General features: G+C 64.7%; 13 protein-coding genes. 6 read left to right on the top strand and 7 right to left on the bottom strand.

Translation table 11 applies throughout. The annotated features are described in order from the left end of the window. Positions 1–87 precede the first annotated feature (87 nt). Together AD664_RS00505 and AD664_RS00500 are read right to left on the bottom strand one after the other, a co-directional pair. Positions 88–3,186, bottom strand: coding sequence for an efflux RND transporter permease subunit (locus AD664_RS00505; RefSeq protein ID WP_053143661.1), 3,099 nt, complete (start codon positions 3,184–3,186; stop codon positions 88–90). Positions 3,187–3,200: 14 nt separating this feature from the next. Further along, positions 3,201–4,358, bottom strand: coding sequence for an efflux RND transporter periplasmic adaptor subunit (locus AD664_RS00500; protein ID WP_053143660.1), 1,158 nt, complete (start codon positions 4,356–4,358; stop codon positions 3,201–3,203). A 267-nt stretch (positions 4,359–4,625) separates the two neighbouring features. On the opposite strand from AD664_RS00500, the gene AD664_RS00495 reads away from it, so the two are divergent. Beyond that, entirely contained in the window at positions 4,626–5,327 is a 702-nt protein-coding gene (locus tag AD664_RS00495) for a response regulator transcription factor (RefSeq protein WP_042729407.1), read from the top strand. Between the two features lie 4 nt (positions 5,328–5,331). After that, entirely contained in the window at positions 5,332–6,636 is a 1,305-nt protein-coding gene (locus tag AD664_RS00490) for an ATP-binding protein (protein WP_053143657.1), read from the top strand. Positions 6,637–6,699: 63 nt separating this feature from the next. Here AD664_RS00490 and AD664_RS00485 read toward each other — a convergent pair whose 3' ends face one another. Next, positions 6,700–7,341: a DUF1345 domain-containing protein gene (locus tag AD664_RS00485; protein ID WP_053143655.1), complete on the bottom strand. Its 642-nt coding sequence runs from the start codon at positions 7,339–7,341 to the stop codon at positions 6,700–6,702. 258 nt (positions 7,342–7,599) lie between these two features. On the opposite strand from AD664_RS00485, the gene AD664_RS00480 reads away from it, so the two are divergent. Both AD664_RS00480 and AD664_RS00475 read left to right on the top strand, forming a co-directional pair. Beyond that, the gene (locus AD664_RS00480; protein ID WP_053143654.1) at positions 7,600–9,678 is read left to right on the top strand and encodes a bifunctional diguanylate cyclase/phosphodiesterase; all 2,079 of its coding nucleotides are present in this window, start codon (positions 7,600–7,602) and stop codon (positions 9,676–9,678) included. A gap of 219 nt (positions 9,679–9,897) precedes the next feature. After that, the gene (locus AD664_RS00475; RefSeq protein ID WP_053143652.1) at positions 9,898–10,206 is read left to right on the top strand and encodes an RcnB family protein; all 309 of its coding nucleotides are present in this window, start codon (positions 9,898–9,900) and stop codon (positions 10,204–10,206) included. Positions 10,207–10,210: 4 nt separating this feature from the next. Here AD664_RS00475 and AD664_RS00470 read toward each other — a convergent pair whose 3' ends face one another. Beyond that, positions 10,211–10,534: a protealysin inhibitor emfourin gene (locus AD664_RS00470; protein WP_047738894.1), complete on the bottom strand. Its 324-nt coding sequence runs from the start codon at positions 10,532–10,534 to the stop codon at positions 10,211–10,213. Then, complete coding sequence (locus tag AD664_RS00465; RefSeq protein ID WP_053143650.1) at positions 10,534–11,595, bottom strand: M4 family metallopeptidase; 1,062 nt, start codon at positions 11,593–11,595, stop codon at positions 10,534–10,536. The genes AD664_RS00470 and AD664_RS00465 overlap by 1 nt, the downstream gene beginning before the upstream one ends. A gap of 170 nt (positions 11,596–11,765) precedes the next feature. On the opposite strand from AD664_RS00465, the gene AD664_RS00460 reads away from it, so the two are divergent. Then, the gene (locus tag AD664_RS00460) at positions 11,766–12,107 is read left to right on the top strand and encodes an FKBP-type peptidyl-prolyl cis-trans isomerase (RefSeq protein WP_053143649.1); all 342 of its coding nucleotides are present in this window, start codon (positions 11,766–11,768) and stop codon (positions 12,105–12,107) included. 90 nt (positions 12,108–12,197) lie between these two features. Beyond that, complete coding sequence (locus tag AD664_RS00455; protein ID WP_053143648.1) at positions 12,198–12,950, top strand: helix-turn-helix transcriptional regulator; 753 nt, start codon at positions 12,198–12,200, stop codon at positions 12,948–12,950. Positions 12,951–13,001: 51 nt separating this feature from the next. Here AD664_RS00455 and AD664_RS00450 read toward each other — a convergent pair whose 3' ends face one another. Both AD664_RS00450 and lpdA read right to left on the bottom strand, forming a co-directional pair. Continuing rightward, complete coding sequence (locus AD664_RS00450; RefSeq protein ID WP_053143647.1) at positions 13,002–14,021, bottom strand: branched-chain amino acid aminotransferase; 1,020 nt, start codon at positions 14,019–14,021, stop codon at positions 13,002–13,004. 257 nt (positions 14,022–14,278) lie between these two features. After that, complete coding sequence (lpdA, locus tag AD664_RS00445) at positions 14,279–15,664, bottom strand: dihydrolipoyl dehydrogenase (protein WP_053143645.1); 1,386 nt, start codon at positions 15,662–15,664, stop codon at positions 14,279–14,281. Positions 15,665–15,669: the final 5 nt, after the last annotated feature.

Raw genomic sequence — 15,669 nt, 5'->3', positions numbered from 1 at the left:
CGAGGGGCCCTTTGTGGGAACGAGCTTGCTCGCGAAGGCGGCCGCCCATCCAGCCTCGTCATCCTAGGCAAGCCGCACCCCGGCCGATCAGTGGCTGTCAGGACGCTTGCGCACCAGATTCATCACCCCGACAAAGAACACCGGGACAAACACCACCGCCAGGGTCGCGGTGATCATCCCGCCGATCACCCCGGTCCCGATGGCTTGTTGGCTCGCCGAGCTAGCGCCGGTGGCGATGGCCAGGGGCACGACGCCGAGGATGAAGGCCAGGGACGTCATGATGATCGGTCGCAGGCGCAGGCGCGCCGCCTGGAGCGTGGCGTCGATCAGGTCATGGCCCTGGTCGTACAGGCTTTTGGCGAACTCGATGATCAGGATCGCATTCTTCGCCGACAACCCGATGATGGTCACCAGCCCGACCTTGAAGAACACATCGTTGGGCAGCCCGCGCATCGACACCGCGAGCACCGCGCCGAGCACCCCCAGTGGCACCACCAGCAGCACCGACGTCGGGATCGACCAACTCTCGTACAGCGCCGCCAGGCACAGGAACACCACCAGCAACGACAGCCCGAGCAACAGCGGCGCCTGGCTGCCGGACAAGCGTTCCTGCAGGGACAGCCCGGTCCATTCCTGCCCCAGGCCGCCCGGCCCCTGAGCCACCAGCCGCTCGATCTCGGCCATGGCTTCGCCGGTGCTGTGGCCGGGCGCCGGTTCGCCGGAAATGCTGATGGCCGGGTAGCCGTTGTAGCGGGTCAATTGTGTCGGGCCCTGGGTCCATTTGGCCTGGACGAACGCCGACAGCGGCACCATCTTCCCGGCGTTGTTGCGCACATGGATCTTCAGCAGGTCGGCCACCTGGCCGCGCTGTTCGCCTTGTGCCTGGACCACCACCCGCTGCATCCGCCCCTGGTTGGGGAAGTCATTGACGTAGGCCGAGCCCACCGCCGTGGACAGCACGTTGCCCACCTCGGCGAAGGAAACGCCCAGGGCATTGGCCTGCTTTCGATCGACCTCCAGTTGAACCTGCGGCGCTTCGGCCAGGGCGCTTTCACGCACGTTCATCAACACCGGGCTTTTCTCGGCCGCGGCGAGCAATTCGTCGCGGGCCTGCATCAGCGTGGCATGGCCGAGGCCGCCGCGATCCTGCAGGCGGAACTCGAAGCCACTGGAGGTGCCGAGGCCATCCACCGGTGGCGGCAACACGGCAAAGGCCATGGCGTCCTTGATTGCGCCGAACGCCTGGTTGGCTCGGTCGGCAATCGAGCTGGCCGAATCATCGCTTGCCCGCTGCGACCAGTCCTTCAGGGTGGTGAACGCCAGGGCCGCATTCTGCCCGCTGCCGGAAAAACTGAAACCGAGGATCACCGTGCTGTCGCTCACGCCCGGCTCGCCGGCGTTATGGGCTTCGATCTGCTCCACCACCTGCACCGTGCGGTTCTTGCTCGCGCCGGGCGGCAACTGGATGTCGGTGATGGTGTAGCCCTGGTCCTCCACGGGCAGGAACGAGGAGGGCAGGCGCGTGAACAGCAGGCCCATGCCCACCAGCAGCACCCCGTAGATCAGCAGGTAGCGGCCGGTGCGCTTGAGTGCGTAGGCGACCCAGCCCTGGTAGCGATCGCCCAATTGGTCGAAGCGGCGATTGAACCAACCGAAGAAACCGCCCTTGGCGTGATGCTCGCCCTGGTCGATGGGCTTGAGCAAGGTCGCGCACAGCGCCGGCGTGAGGCTCAGGGCCAGGAACGCCGAGAACAGGATCGAGGTCGCCATGGACAGCGAAAATTGCCGGTAGATCACGCCCACCGATCCGGGCATGAACGCCATGGGAATGAACACCGCCACCAGCACCAGGGTGATGCCGATGATCGCGCCGGTGATCTGCCGCATCGCCTTGCGCGTCGCTTCCTTGGGCGACAGCCCCTCGCTGGCCATGATCCGCTCGACGTTCTCCACCACGACGATGGCGTCGTCCACCAGAATGCCGATCGCCAGGACCATGCCGAACATGGTCAACACGTTGATGGAAAAACCCAGGGCGAGCATGGTCGCGAACGTGCCCATCAGCGCCACGGGCACCACCAGCGTCGGGATCAGGGTGTAGCGAATGTTCTGCAGGAACAGGAACATCACGGCGAACACCAGCAGCATGGCCTCGCCCAGGGTGTACACCACCTTGGTGATCGAGACCTTGACGAACGGCGAGGTGTCGTAGGGGATCTTGTACTCGACGCCCGCGGGGAAGTAGCGCGACAGCTCATCCATCTTCGTGCGCACCAGCGTCGCGGTGTTGAGGGCATTGGCCCCCGGCGACAGTTGTACGCCAACGGCGGTGGAAGGCTTGCCATTGAGCCGCGTGGAAAACTGGTATTCCTGGCTGCCGACTTCCACCCGCGCCACGTCGCCAATGCGCACGGTGGAGCCGTCGGGGTTGGCCTTGAGCACGATGTCGGCGAACTCTTCGGGCGTCGACAACTGCCCCTTGACCAGCACCGTCGCGGTCATCTCCTGCGTGGTGCGTGCCGGCAGGTCGCCGATGCTGCCCGCCGACACCTGGGCGTTCTGCGCCACGATGGCGGCATTGACGTCGGCCGGCGTCAGGTTGAAGGCGAGCAGTTTCTGCGGGTCGATCCAGATCCGCATCGCTCGCTCGGCGCCGTACAGTTGCGCCTTGCCGACGCCGTCCAGGCGCTTGATCTCGTTCATCACGTTGCGCGCCAGGTAGTCACTGAGCGCCACATCGTCGAGCTTGCCGTCGTTGGAGGTGAGCGTGATCAGCAGCAGGAAACCGGCCGACACCTTGTCCACCTGCAAGCCCTGCTGGGTGACGGCCTGGGGCAGGCGCGATTCCACGGCCTTGAGCCGGTTCTGCACATCGACCTGGGCCAGCTCCGGGTTGGTGCCCGGCTGGAACGTCGCGGTGATGGTGGCGCTGCCCAGGCTGCTCTGGGAGCCGAAGTACAGCAGATGATCGGCGCCGTTGAGCTCTTCCTCGATCAGGCTGACCACGCTCTGGTCCACGGTTTGCGCCGACGCACCGGGGTACACCGCGTAGATTTCGATTTGCGGCGGCGCGACGTCGGGGTACTGCGCCACCGGCAACTGCGGGATTGCCAGCACACCGGCCAGCAGAATGAACAACGCCACCACCCAGGCGAACACCGGGCGGTCGATAAAGAACTGCGGCATGGCAAACGTCCTGCTTACTGGCCAGGGACCTGGGCAAGTGGAAGAGGGGAGTCATCGACCCGGACTTTTTCACCGGGGCGCGCGTGTTGCAGGCCTTCGACGACAATGCGGTCGCCCGGCTTCAAGCCATGGGTGACGATCCAGCGGTCATCCTGCACGGCGCCCAGCGTCACCGGTTGCAGGCTGACGGTCTGCTGGGCATCGACCAGCAATACCTGGGCGATGCCGGCGCTGTCGCGCAGGATGGCCCGCTGCGGCACGCTGATGCCCTGGCGATCGACGGCCTGCTCCAGGCGCACGCGCACGAAGCTGCCCGGCAACAGGTCCAGGTCGGGGTTGGGGAACTCGCTGCGCAGGGTGATCTGGCCGGTGCCTGGGTCGACGCTGATGTCGGCGAACAACAGTTTGCCCGGCAGCGGGTACAGGCTGCCGTCGTCCTGAATCAGCGTGGCCTTGGCCTGGCCCGGCTCGACCTGCTGCAACTGGCCGGCGCGCAGGGCCCGGCGCAGCTCGTTGAGCTCGCGGGTCGATTGGGTGAGGTCGGCGTGGATCGGGTCCAACTGCTGGATGAGGGCCAGCGGCGTGGTTTCGTTCTGGCCGACCAGCGCACCCTCGGTTACCAGCGCCCGGCCGATGCGTCCGGCGATGGGCGCGGTGACCGTGGCATAACCGAGGTTCAGCCGGGCCCGTTCCACGGCGGCCTTACTGGCGGCGACATCGGCGGCGCTCTGGCGATCAGCGGCCCGGGCGTTGTCGTAGTCCTGGCCGCTGATGGCGTTGTCCTCGATCAGGCGCGCGTAGCGTTGCGCTTGCAGGCGTGCCTGGAAGGCGTTGGCCTCGGCTTTGCGCAACGCCGCTTCGGCGCTGTCGAGGTCGGCCTTGAACGGCGCCGGGTCGATGCGAAACAGCACGTCGCCTTTCTTCACATCGCTGCCTTCGCGATACACCCGCTGCAACACCACGCCGGGCACCCGCGCGCGCACTTCGGCGGTGCGTGGCGCGGCAATGCGTCCGCTCAATTCGCTACTGATGGACAGTGGCCGGGCTTCGATGGTTTCGACGGCCACGGTGGGCAGCGGCGCTTCGTCCGTGGGCGGCGCGGCGCTGTCGCAGGCGCTCAACGACAGCGCACCGAGCAGCAGACCCAGCGTGGCGAAAGAATTCTTTGGCATGGTGCATCCCCAATAATGAGCGGTGCCATGCTACGGCGGGCGAGCCTGGGCGTTGGTAAAGCTTTGTTGGGGGTGTGTGAAATTGTGTAAGGGTTTTGCGTCGGGTTGGGCGAGGGCGTATATCCTTGGCAACCTGAGATCATCGGTGTCTTGCCGGGCCTCATCGCGAGCAAGCTCGCTCCCACAATGATTATGCGAACCCCTGTGGGAGCTTGCTCGCGGTAGATAAAGGCCTGCCAGGCACCCCAGCACTTTCTGGAACACCCCATGCCCAACATCCTCCTGGTCGAAGACGACTGCGCGTTGTCCGAGCTGATCGCCAGTTACCTGGAACGCAACGGCTATCAAGTCAACGTGCTGGCCCGCGGCGACCACGTGCGAGAGCGGGCGCGGGTCAATCCGCCGGACCTGGTGATCCTCGACCTGATGCTGCCGGGCCTGGACGGCTTGCAGGTGTGTCGCCTGCTGCGGGCCGATTCGGCGACCTTGCCGATCCTGATGCTCACCGCCCGGGACGACAGTCACGACCAGGTCCTGGGCCTGGAAATGGGCGCCGACGACTACGTCACCAAACCGTGCGAGCCGCGGGTCTTGCTGGCGCGGGTGCGGACCTTGCTGCGGCGCAGCAGCCTCGCCGAACCGCAGACGGCCAACGACCGCATTCTGATGGGCAACCTGTGCATCGACCTGTCCGAACGCACCGTGACCTGGCGCGGCCAGCCGGTGGAACTGTCCAGCGGCGAGTACAACCTGCTGGTGGTGCTGGCCCGGCATTCCGGCGAAGTGCTGAGCCGTGACCAGATCCTGCAACGCCTGCGCGGCATCGAGTTCAACGGCACCGATCGCTCGGTGGACGTGGCGATTTCCAAGCTGCGGCGCAAATTCGACGACAACGCCGGCGAAGCCCGCAAGATCAAGACCGTCTGGGGCAAAGGCTACCTGTTCAGCCGTTCCGAGTGGGAATGCTGAGCCGATGTGGAAACTGCTGATTCGCCTGTACCTGGTCACCATCGTCTCCTACAGCGCGGCGATCTACCTGATGCCGGAACTGGTGGTCCGTCTGTTCCATGAGCGCTTCGTGAGCTACAACCTCGACCATTCCCGAGGCTTGCAGACCCTGATGGTCAAGCAGTTCCACGCCGTGCCCCGCGAGCAGTGGCCGGCGCTGGCGGCGCAGATGGACAAGGACTTCGAGCCGCTGCGCATCGAACTGGCGAGCCTCGATGACCCGGGCTTCAGCGAAGCCGAGCGGGCGCAGCTCAGCCGTGGCGAAAACATCGTGCGCCTCGGTGACTGGGCCTGGCGCACCCTGGCGGTGGCACCGCTGGGTGAGCGCATGGCGGTCAAGATGATCGTTCCGCCGGATCCGACCGACGTCAACTGGCTGTACTGGAGCATCAATGTGCTGATCGGCGCGACCATGCTCGCGTGCCTGTTGCTCTGGCTGCGGCCGCACTGGCGTGACCTGGAGCGCCTCAGGCGCACCGCCGAGCGTTTCGGCAAGGGCCACTTGGGCGAGCGTACGCAGATTGCCTCCAGTTCGAACATCGGCAGCCTGGCCCATGTGTTCGACACCATGGCCGGTGACATCGAGAAGCTGCTCAACCAGCAGCGCGACCTGCTCAACGCGGTGTCCCACGAACTGCGTACGCCGCTGACCCGGCTCGACTTCGGCCTGGCCCTGGCGCTGTCCGAGGATTTGCCGCCCGCCAGTCGCGAGCGCCTGCAAGGGTTGGTGGCGCACATTCGCGAGCTGGATGAACTGGTGCTGGAACTGCTGTCCTACAGCCGTCTTCAGAACCCCGAACGCTTGCCCGAGCGGGTCGAAGTGTCGCTGGACGAATTCATCGACAGCATCCTGGGCAGTGTCGACGAAGACCTGGCGGCCCCGGACGTGGTGATCGACGTGTTGCTGCACGGAGCGCTGGAGCGCTTCGAACTCGACCCGCGCCTGACCGCCAGGGCTTTGCAGAACCTGCTGCGCAATGCGATGCGTTACTGCGAGAAGCACATCCAGGTCGGGGTGTTGGTGGGCGATCACGGCTGTGAGATCTGGGTCGACGATGACGGCATCGGCATCCCGGATGACGAGCGTGAGCGGGTGTTCGAGCCGTTCTACCGCCTGGACCGCAGCCGTGACCGCGCCACCGGCGGGTTCGGCCTCGGCCTGGCCATCAGCCGCCGTGCCTTGCAAGCCCAGGGCGGCACCTTGACCGTCGAGACTTCACCGCTGGGCGGGGCTCGGTTCAGATTGTGGTTGCCCGCCCCATCGTCCTGATCCAGGTGGTTCCCTGGGCGAGGGAGCGTGTTCCTGTTGGGGCGCGCAGCGCTCCCTTCGGCCTCACCCGAACAACCCCGCCGCGATATTGATCGAAAACCCCAAGATTGCCGTGTTGAACACGAACCCGATCAGCGATTGCGCCAGCACGATCTTGCGCAACTGGCGGGTGGCGACGCCCACGTCCGACGTCTGCACCGCGACCCCGATGGTGAAGGAGAAATACAGGAAATCCCAATAATTGGGCGTAGTCAGGCCTTCGGCAAAGCGCAGCGCCGGCTCGGTGCCCTCCCAGGTGTAATACAGCCGCGCGTAGTGGACGCTGAAGATCACGCCGATCAGCAACCATGAGCCGATCACCGTCATGGCCGTGAAGCCGTAGTGCAGCAGCTTGCCGGCGGCGTGCAGGTCGCGGCTGCCGGCCAGTTCGACGGTGATGGTGGCCAGGCTGGCCAAGGCGGCGATGCAGACCATCAGCAAGACCAGCCCGGCGTTTTCGTCTTCGATCTCGGCAATGCGCCTGACGTCGGGGGCCTTGGCGCGTACGGTCAGCCACAACATCAGCACCAGGTAGGTCCAGACCCCGGCATTCCAGCCGATCAGGACCTTGCTGACGAGGCTGTCCGCAGGCGCCAGGACGCCCACCGCCAGGCCGACGGCCATGGCGCTGGACAGACGCGGGTGGGTACGGGCGAGGAAGGGCATGGGGACTCACTGTCCGGAAAAGAGACGCCTAGTATGCTCAGGCGATCCCAGGTAGCCAACCTGTGGAGCGAGCCCGCATTTCTTTTTGGGCGGGGCAAGATTTAGATTGACCGTCGCTTGTCCGGCAGCAGAATGTCTTTCGTCGCAAATCTCCAAGAGTGATGGCTTTTTGATACCTGCTTGCGCCGCGATTGAGTACAATCGCGGCGTACAATCGGGCATGGAGGCAGTCCGGCTCTTTCGTTACGAGAACACTCCATGTTGATCGGTACGTATTCCCCCGCGCTCGTTTCCATTTCTCTGTTCGTTGCTGTCCTGGCTTCCTACACCGCACTCGACCTGGCCGGGCGTATCGCCACCGCCCAGGGCCGCGCCGCGCACCTGTGGATGGCCGGCGGGGCATTGGCCATGGGCGTGGGCGTCTGGTCCATGCACTTCATCGGCATGTTGGCGTTCTCCTTGCCGGTGCGCCTTGGCTACGACACTTCCATCACCGCGCTGTCGTTGCTGATCTCCATTTTGTCCTGCGGCTTTGCCTTGTGGCTGGTCAGCCAGCCGCGCCTGCCGGCGTATCAACTGGCGTTCGGTGCGCTGGTCATGGGGGCTGGCATCAGTGCCATGCATTACACCGGCATGGCGGCGTTGCGGATGCAGCCGGGCATAGACTACGAGCCCACGCTGTTCGGCGCCTCGTTGGTGATTGCCGTAGGTGCTTCCGCGGCGGCCCTGTGGATTGCCTTCCGCCTGCGCCAGAACACCCCTCACGTGCGCCTGGCCCGGGCCGGCGCCGCGGTGATCATGGGCGTCGCCATTGTCGGCATGCACTACACCGGCATGGCCGGGGCGCAGTTTCGCGACGGCAGCTTTTGCGGCGCCCTGGACGGCCTGAGCGGCAAGGGCCTGGACAACGTGGTGCTGATCACCACCCTGGCGGTGCTGGCCATCGCCTTGCTGACCTCGATTCTCGATGCGCGCCTGGAGGCCCGCACCGCCGAACTGGCCCAATCCTTGACCGTGGCCAATCGCGAACTGACGCAACTGGCCCTGCACGACCCGCTCACCGGGTTGCCCAACCGGGTGCTGCTGGCCGATCGTATCGGCCAGGCCATGCACCGGGTGCAAGAGCAGGGCGGCTGCTTTGCCCTGATGTTCATCGACCTCGATGGCTTCAAGCCGGTCAACGATGCCTTCGGGCACCACATGGGCGATCTGTTGCTGCGCGACGTGGCCCTGCGCCTGCGCGAGGATTTGCGCAGCCAGGACACCCTGGCGCGGATCGGCGGCGATGAGTTCGTGCTGCTGGTGCAACTGGCCGAGCCGGACGACGCCTTGCGCCTGGCTGCCCGCCAGGTCGGGTTGGTGGGCCAGACGTTCCGGGTGGCCGAGCACGATTTGCAGATCTCCGCCAGCGTCGGCATCGCCGTGTACCCCGGCAACGGCACCAGCGCTGAAGAACTGTTGATGAATGCCGACGCGGCGATGTACCACGCCAAGGGGGCGGGGAAGAACGGCTACAGCTTTTTCGACGCGTCGATGAACAGCAACGCCCGCAAGCAATTGCAGTTGCTGCAGGATTTGCGCATCGCCGTCGAGCAGCGCCAGTTCAGCCTACATTACCAACCCAAGTTCGACGCCGCCAATGGGCGTCCGGTGGGGGCCGAGGCGTTGTTGCGCTGGACCCACCCGACCCAGGGCCTGCTGATGCCCGACACGTTCATCGACCTGGCGGAAAAGACCGGGCTGATCATCCCCATCGGCGAATGGGTGCTCAACGAAGCCTGTCGCCAGATGCGCGAATGGTACGTGCTCGGCTACACCGACTGGCGCATCGCGGTGAACCTCTCGGCCTTGCAGTTCTGCCACACCGGGTTGGTGCAGAGCGTCGCCAAGGCCTTGGAAACCCATTGCCTGGCGGCCAACAGCCTGACCCTGGAAATCACTGAAACCACTGCCATGAGTGATGCGGATGCGAGCATGACGGTACTGCAGCAGTTGTCCGACATGGGCGTGGACTTGTCCATCGATGACTTCGGCACCGGCTATTCGAGCCTGATGTACCTCAAGCGCCTGCCGGCCAATGAATTGAAGATCGACCGCGGCTTCGTGCGCGACCTGGAGCACGACAGCGATGACGCCGCCATCGTCTCCGCGATCGTCGCCCTTGGCCAGGCCCTGGGGCTGCGGATCGTTGCCGAAGGGGTCGAGACCGACCAGCAGCAAGACTTCCTGACCCGGTTGGGTTGTGATTCCCTGCAAGGTTACCTGCTGGGCCATCCACTCCCGGCCGAGCGCTTTTTGCATGACCTGCGCCAGGTGAACCGCGCCGCCATGGCCTGACGCACGGTCGTCATCCTGCGGGATGCGGGTTTACCCGTGAAGGCGTCGCGTCAAACGACAGTCATGTTGGCTGGCCTACCGCTTTCGCGGGCAAGCCCGCTCCCACAGTTGCCCGCTTGCACAATGGGCCCGCGGCAGGCACCTGTCTTCACAGTAAAAGGAATGATTCGCCGCCGTTGAAGTCCCAGTTTCAGTACCCCGAATAACTGGAGCTTTTCTATGCGCAAATCCCCCCTGATCGCCAGCCTGGTCCTGATCGCCGGTCTTGGAGCCCTCGGGCCCGTGGCACACGCGGCGCAAGCCACCGGAGATGCAGTGGAGCACTCGCCCAACAATGGGCGCCGACTGGTGGAGGCCGACCGGACGCCGGCGGAGTACCAGCGCCCGGAAAAAGCCATCAAGAACTGGAAAGAGAAGGGCCTCGAAGCCCCCGACGAGGGTTCGCAATGGGTGCAGATCAATGACAAGTACGTGATGGTGGTGATCGCGTCTGGCCGGATCCTCAAGATCACCCCCGCCACGCGCTAGGCCATCATAGCAATTCGCCTTTGTCCCACAGATGAACCAGCTCGCCGGGTGCCTGATCCTCGGGCACCTTGAGCACCATTTCATCGTCCTGGTCGTTGGTGCGGTAACGCACCTCGATCTGGAAGAAGCGCTGGTCGCCGCGCCCAGGTGCGGGCGAGGCCAGCGGCAGGCAGCCCTCCAGGACCGAACAGATGCGGCTGCGCTGGTCGATGTCGCATTGGGCGAATTCGATTTCCCGTGGCCGGGTCAGGGCATGGATGGCCGCCACGCCACCCTGGCGTGACAGCCGTACCACGGCGTTGTCGTCGAGCTCTGGAAGGGTTTTCATCAACGCTCCTGTGTCAGGTCGACGCCGACCTGGCGCCAGCCGTCTTGCACCGCTTGCACTTCCCGCGTACCGAAGCGCTGGCGGGCATGCTCGACGGTCAGGCGGGCGAAGTCGCTGAAGGACGCGTCGTTGGCCAGTTTTCTGTCGCACAAGGTGTCATACCAGATCCGGCCGGCTTTTTCCCAGGCAAATCCGCCCAGCGTGGTCGCCACCAGATAAAAGGCGCGGTTGGGGATGCCGGAGTTGATGTGCACGCCGCCGTTGTCCTCGCGGGTAATGACGAATTCGCGCATGTGCGACGGTTGCGGGTCCTTGCCCAGCAGCGGGTCGTTGTAGGCGGTGCCGGGGTTGGACATGCTGCGCAGGCCATCGCCGTTGATCTTGTCGGTGAGAAGGTCGGCACCGATCAGCCAATCGGCCTGGTCGGCGGTCTGTTCCAGTACGTACTGCTTGACCAGTACGCCGAACACATCGGAGATGGACTCGTTCAGAGCACCGGACTGGTTGGCGTAGACCAGCCCGGCTTCGCTTTCGGTGACGCCGTGGGCCAGCTCGTGGGCCACCACGTCGAGGGAGCGGGTGAAGCGCTGGAAAATCTCCCCGTCACCGTCGCCGAACACCATTTGCGCGCCGTTCCAGAAGGCGTTTTCGTAGCCTTGTCCATAATGCACGCTGCCTACCAGGGCGAAGCCCTTGTTGTCGATGGAGTCGCGGCCGAGGATCTTCCAGAAAAAATCGTAGGTGGCGCCGAGGGCATCGTAGGCCTCGTCTACGGCTGGGTCGCCGCTGGCCGGCTGGCCTTCCAGGCGTATCGGCTGGCCAGGCAGTTCCATGGTGTTCTGTGCGTCGTGCACGCTGCGCTGCGGGTGGCCGGCCTTGCCCGGCTTGGGCAGTTTCGCCGCGGCGGGCGGCTGGTCAGGCGGGCCGGGGTTGTGCCGCAGGCTGCGCACGTGGGTCAGGGTGCCAAGGGCGCTGGAACGTTGCTGTTCGGAGCCGTGGGCAATGATGCGATTGAGGATGTACGGAGGAATGAAACCGTAGAGCGGGCGAGAGTCGAACATCAGAAAATCCTTATCTGAAATGCAGGGCGATACCCATGTGAACCGAAGTGGCTTGAGCGGTTCCCTACTGCTGACCCGCTCGATGCGCCACAGTTGCATATGGATACGGACACGGACCTGTGGCCAGGGGATAATCCCTGCGCCACAAAAACACAACACGGACAGACTCCATGAACGAAGAACTGCACATCACCGACCTGCAACAGGGCGACGGCAAAAGCGTAGTCAAAGGCGCGCTGATCACCACCCAATACCGTGGCACGCTCGAAGACGGCACTGAATTCGATTCGTCCTATAGCCGTGGCAAGCCGTTCCAGTGCGTGATCGGCACTGGTCGCGTCATCAAGGGCTGGGACGTGGGGCTGATGGGCATGAAGGTGGGCGGCAAGCGCAAGCTGTGGGTACCGGCCCACCTGGCCTACGGTGAGCGCTCCATGGGCGCGCACATCAAGCCCAACGCCAACCTCATTTTCGAGATCGAGCTGCTGGAAGTGCTGACCCGGGACGATTGAGCGGCGTCGACTGCGAGCCGGCAACCTCCAGTTGAAAGTGTTGCTACTCTTTGCAGATGATGCATGGCTTTATTCGTCAGGGAGCGAAATATGGAAGCGGAACTGCATGACCTGGGAGTCTCCCAGGTGGCTGCGGCCATTGCCGAGCCGGCCCGGACCCGTATGTTGTGCGCGTTGATGGACGGCCACGCCCGGACCAGCACCGAGCTGGCCAGCATTGCCGACGTCAGTGCTTCCACCGCCAGTGCCCACTTGGCGAAGCTCAAGGACCTGGCCTTGGTGCGCGTGCATGTGCAGGGGCGTCATCGTTACTACAGCCTGGCGGACAAGCGCGTCGCCCAAGCCCTTGAAGCGTTGATGGTGATCGGCCAGAGCGCCGCGCCGACCTTTACCCCGCGCACCCCGGATCGCCTGCAGTTTGCCCGCACCTGCTACGACCACATGGCCGGCACCTTGGCGGTGCGGCTGCATGATCGCTTACTTGAGGCCGGGTGGCTGGTGGAGGCAGGGCAGGGCTATGGGCTGAGCGAGTCGGGCGAGCAAATATTTGCGGAGATGGGCATTGATGTTCAGGTGCTCGCCGCGCAACGACGTCGGTTCGCCTGCCCCTGCCTGGACTGGAGCATGCGCCGTCCGCACCTGGGCGGCGCCTTGGGAGCGGCGTTGTTGCAAGTGGCGATCAAGCGCAAATGGGTGCTCCAGGACCTGGACAGCCGGGCACTGGGGCTGACAGCCAGCGGGCGCAAGGAAATGGCCGCGCGGTTTGGCGTGGATGTCGAGCAAGCGGTTGCACCGGCCGATGCCGTCGCGAGCAGGCTCGCGCCCACCGTGGAACTGCGCTGAAGCAAGGCTTGGGCTTGTGGCGAGGGAGCTTGCTCCCTCGCCACAAGTGGATCAGACCTTGACGATCCAACCCGCTGGCGCTTCGACGTCACCGGTCTGCACGCCGGTCAGCTCTTTGTAGAGCTTCTGGGTGATCGGGCCGACTTCGGTTTCGCTGTGGAACACGTGCAGCTTGTCCTTGTAGTGGATGCCGCCGATCGGCGTGATCACCGCCGCGGTACCGCAGGCACCGGCTTCCTTGAAGTCCGACAGCTTGTCGATCAGCACGTCGCCTTCGATCACTTCCAGCCCCAAGCGCGATTTGGCCAGTTCGATCAGCGACAGGCGAGTGATGCCTGGCAGGACCGAAGGGGAGTTGGGGGTGACGAATTTGCCGTCGTGGGTGATGCCGAAGAAGTTGGCCGAACCGACTTCCTCGATCTTGGTGTGAGTCAGCGGATCGAGGTAGATGCAGTCGGCGAAGCTGGCCTTCTTGGCCTGGGAACCCGGCATCAGGCTGGCGGCGTAGTTGCCACCGACCTTGGCCGCGCCGGTGCCTTGTGGGGCGGCGCGGTCGAAGGTGGAGATCAGGAAGTTGTGCGGGGTCAGGCCGCCCTTGAAGTAGGCGCCGACCGGGATGCAGAAGATCGAGAAGATGAATTCGGGCGCGGTGCGCACACCGATGTTGTCACCCACGCCGATCACGAACGGACGCAGGTACAGCGCGCCGCCGGTGCCGTAGGGCGGGATGAAGCGTTCGTTGGCGCGGACCACTTGCTTGCAGGCTTCGACGAACTGTTCGGTGTCGACCTGCGGCATCAGCAGGCGGGCGCAACTGCGCTGCATGCGGGCGGCGTTCTGGTCCGGGCGGAACAGGTTGATCGAGCCGTCCTTGCAACGATAGGCCTTCAGGCCCTCGAAGCATTGCTGGCCGTAGTGCAGGGCGGTGGAGCCTTCGCTGATGTGCAGCACACTGTCGTCGGTCAGGGTGCCGGCGTCCCAGGCGCCATCGCGCCAGTGCGACAGGTAGCGCTTGTCGGTCTTGATGTAGTCAAAGCCCAGTTTGTCCCAATTGATGCTCTCGTTACCCATGACACCCTCTATTGCTTAACAACCGTCGAAACGGTTCAAGGCTTCTGACGTTTTTTGGATGGGGACAACAATACTTCATTCCGGGGCTGTTTCGCAGCCTGCTCGATTGGGGTAGGCAGATAAATGGTGGTGTTTTTGAAAATTCGCGAGCAAGCCCGCTCCCACATTGGATTGCGTTCGCATGAGCGACCGGGATCACCTGTGGGAGCGGGCTTGCTCGCGAAGAGGCCACCACTCACACCCTCAAATCCCCTGAGTCACACATGCAACGCATGCCCCAACGCCCGCAGCGCCGCTTCCTGTACCGCCTCACCCAGCGTCGGGTGGGCGTGGATGGTGCCGGCGATGTCTTCCAGGCGCGCGCCCATTTCCAGTGACTGGCCGAACGCGGTGGCCAGTTCCGAGACGCCCACGCCGACGGCCTGCCAGCCGACGATCAGGTGATTGTCCCGTCGCGCCACGACCCGAACGAAGCCGCTTTTCGATTCCAGGGTCATGGCGCGGCCGTTGGCGGCGAACGGGAAGCTGGAAACGATGCAGTCCAGGCCGGCCGCCTTGGCCTCGTCCGGTGTCTTGCCCACCACCACCAGCTCCGGGTCGGTGAAGCACACCGCGGCGATGGCCGCCGGGTTGAATTCCCGCTGCCGACCGGCGATCAGTTCGGCGACCATTTCGCCCTGGGCCATGGCCCGGTGGGCGAGCATCGGTTCGCCGCTCAGGTCCCCGATGGCCCAGACATTGCGCATGCTGGTCTGGCAACGCTGGTCGATTTTTACCGCCGCGCCGTTCATCGCCAAGTCCAGTGCTTCGAGGTTCCAGCCCTGGGTGTTGGGCCGGCGCCCCACGGCGACCAGGACCCGGTCGGTCTCAAGGTTCAGGCTGTCGCCAGCCGGGTCACGGACTTGCAACGTGCTGGCCTGTGCATCGAACCCTTCGACGCTGTGCTTGAGGTACAGCTTCACACCCAGTTGCTTGAGCGCTTCGTGCACCGGCTGGGTCAGCTCGCCGTCGTAGGCCGGCAGGATCCGCTCCTGGGCTTCGACCACACTGACCTCGGCGCCGAGCTTGCGGTAGGCGATGCCCAGCTCCAGGCCGATGTAGCCGCCGCCGACCACCACCAGGTGCCTGGGCACCGAGGTCGGCGCGAGGGCTTCGGTGGAGGACACGATCGGCCCGCCCAGCGGCAGCATCGGCAGGTTGACGCTGGTCGAGCCGGTGGCCAGCAGCAGGTGTTCGCACTGGATGCGGGTGTCGCCGACTTCGACGGTCTTGCCGTCGACAACCTTGGCCCAGCCCTGGATGACCTGGACCTTGTGCTTCTTGAGCAGCGCTGCGACGCCGGTGGTCAGGCGATCGACGATGCCGTCTTTCCATTCGACGCTCTTGCCGATGTCCAGGCTCGGCGCCGCGACCGTGATGCCCAATGCCGACCCCTGACTGTGGTGCCGCGTCTGGTGAAACTGCTCGGCCACATGGATGAGCGCCTTGGACGGGATGCAGCCGATGTTCAGGCAGGTTCCGCCCAGCGCCTGGCCTTCCACCAGGATGGTCGGGATGCCCAGTTGCCCGGCACGGATCGCCGCCACATAACCGCCAGGGCCGCCGCCGATGATCAGCAAGGTGGTGTTCAAAGTCTGTTGCATGCCAG

The sequence above is a fragment of the Pseudomonas sp. P97.38 genome (genome assembly GCF_001269745.1).
In the GTDB taxonomy this organism is placed as follows: Bacteria; Pseudomonadota; Gammaproteobacteria; order Pseudomonadales; family Pseudomonadaceae; genus Aquipseudomonas; species Aquipseudomonas chlororaphis_E.
This window is presented reverse-complemented; position numbering and strand designations above follow the sequence as displayed.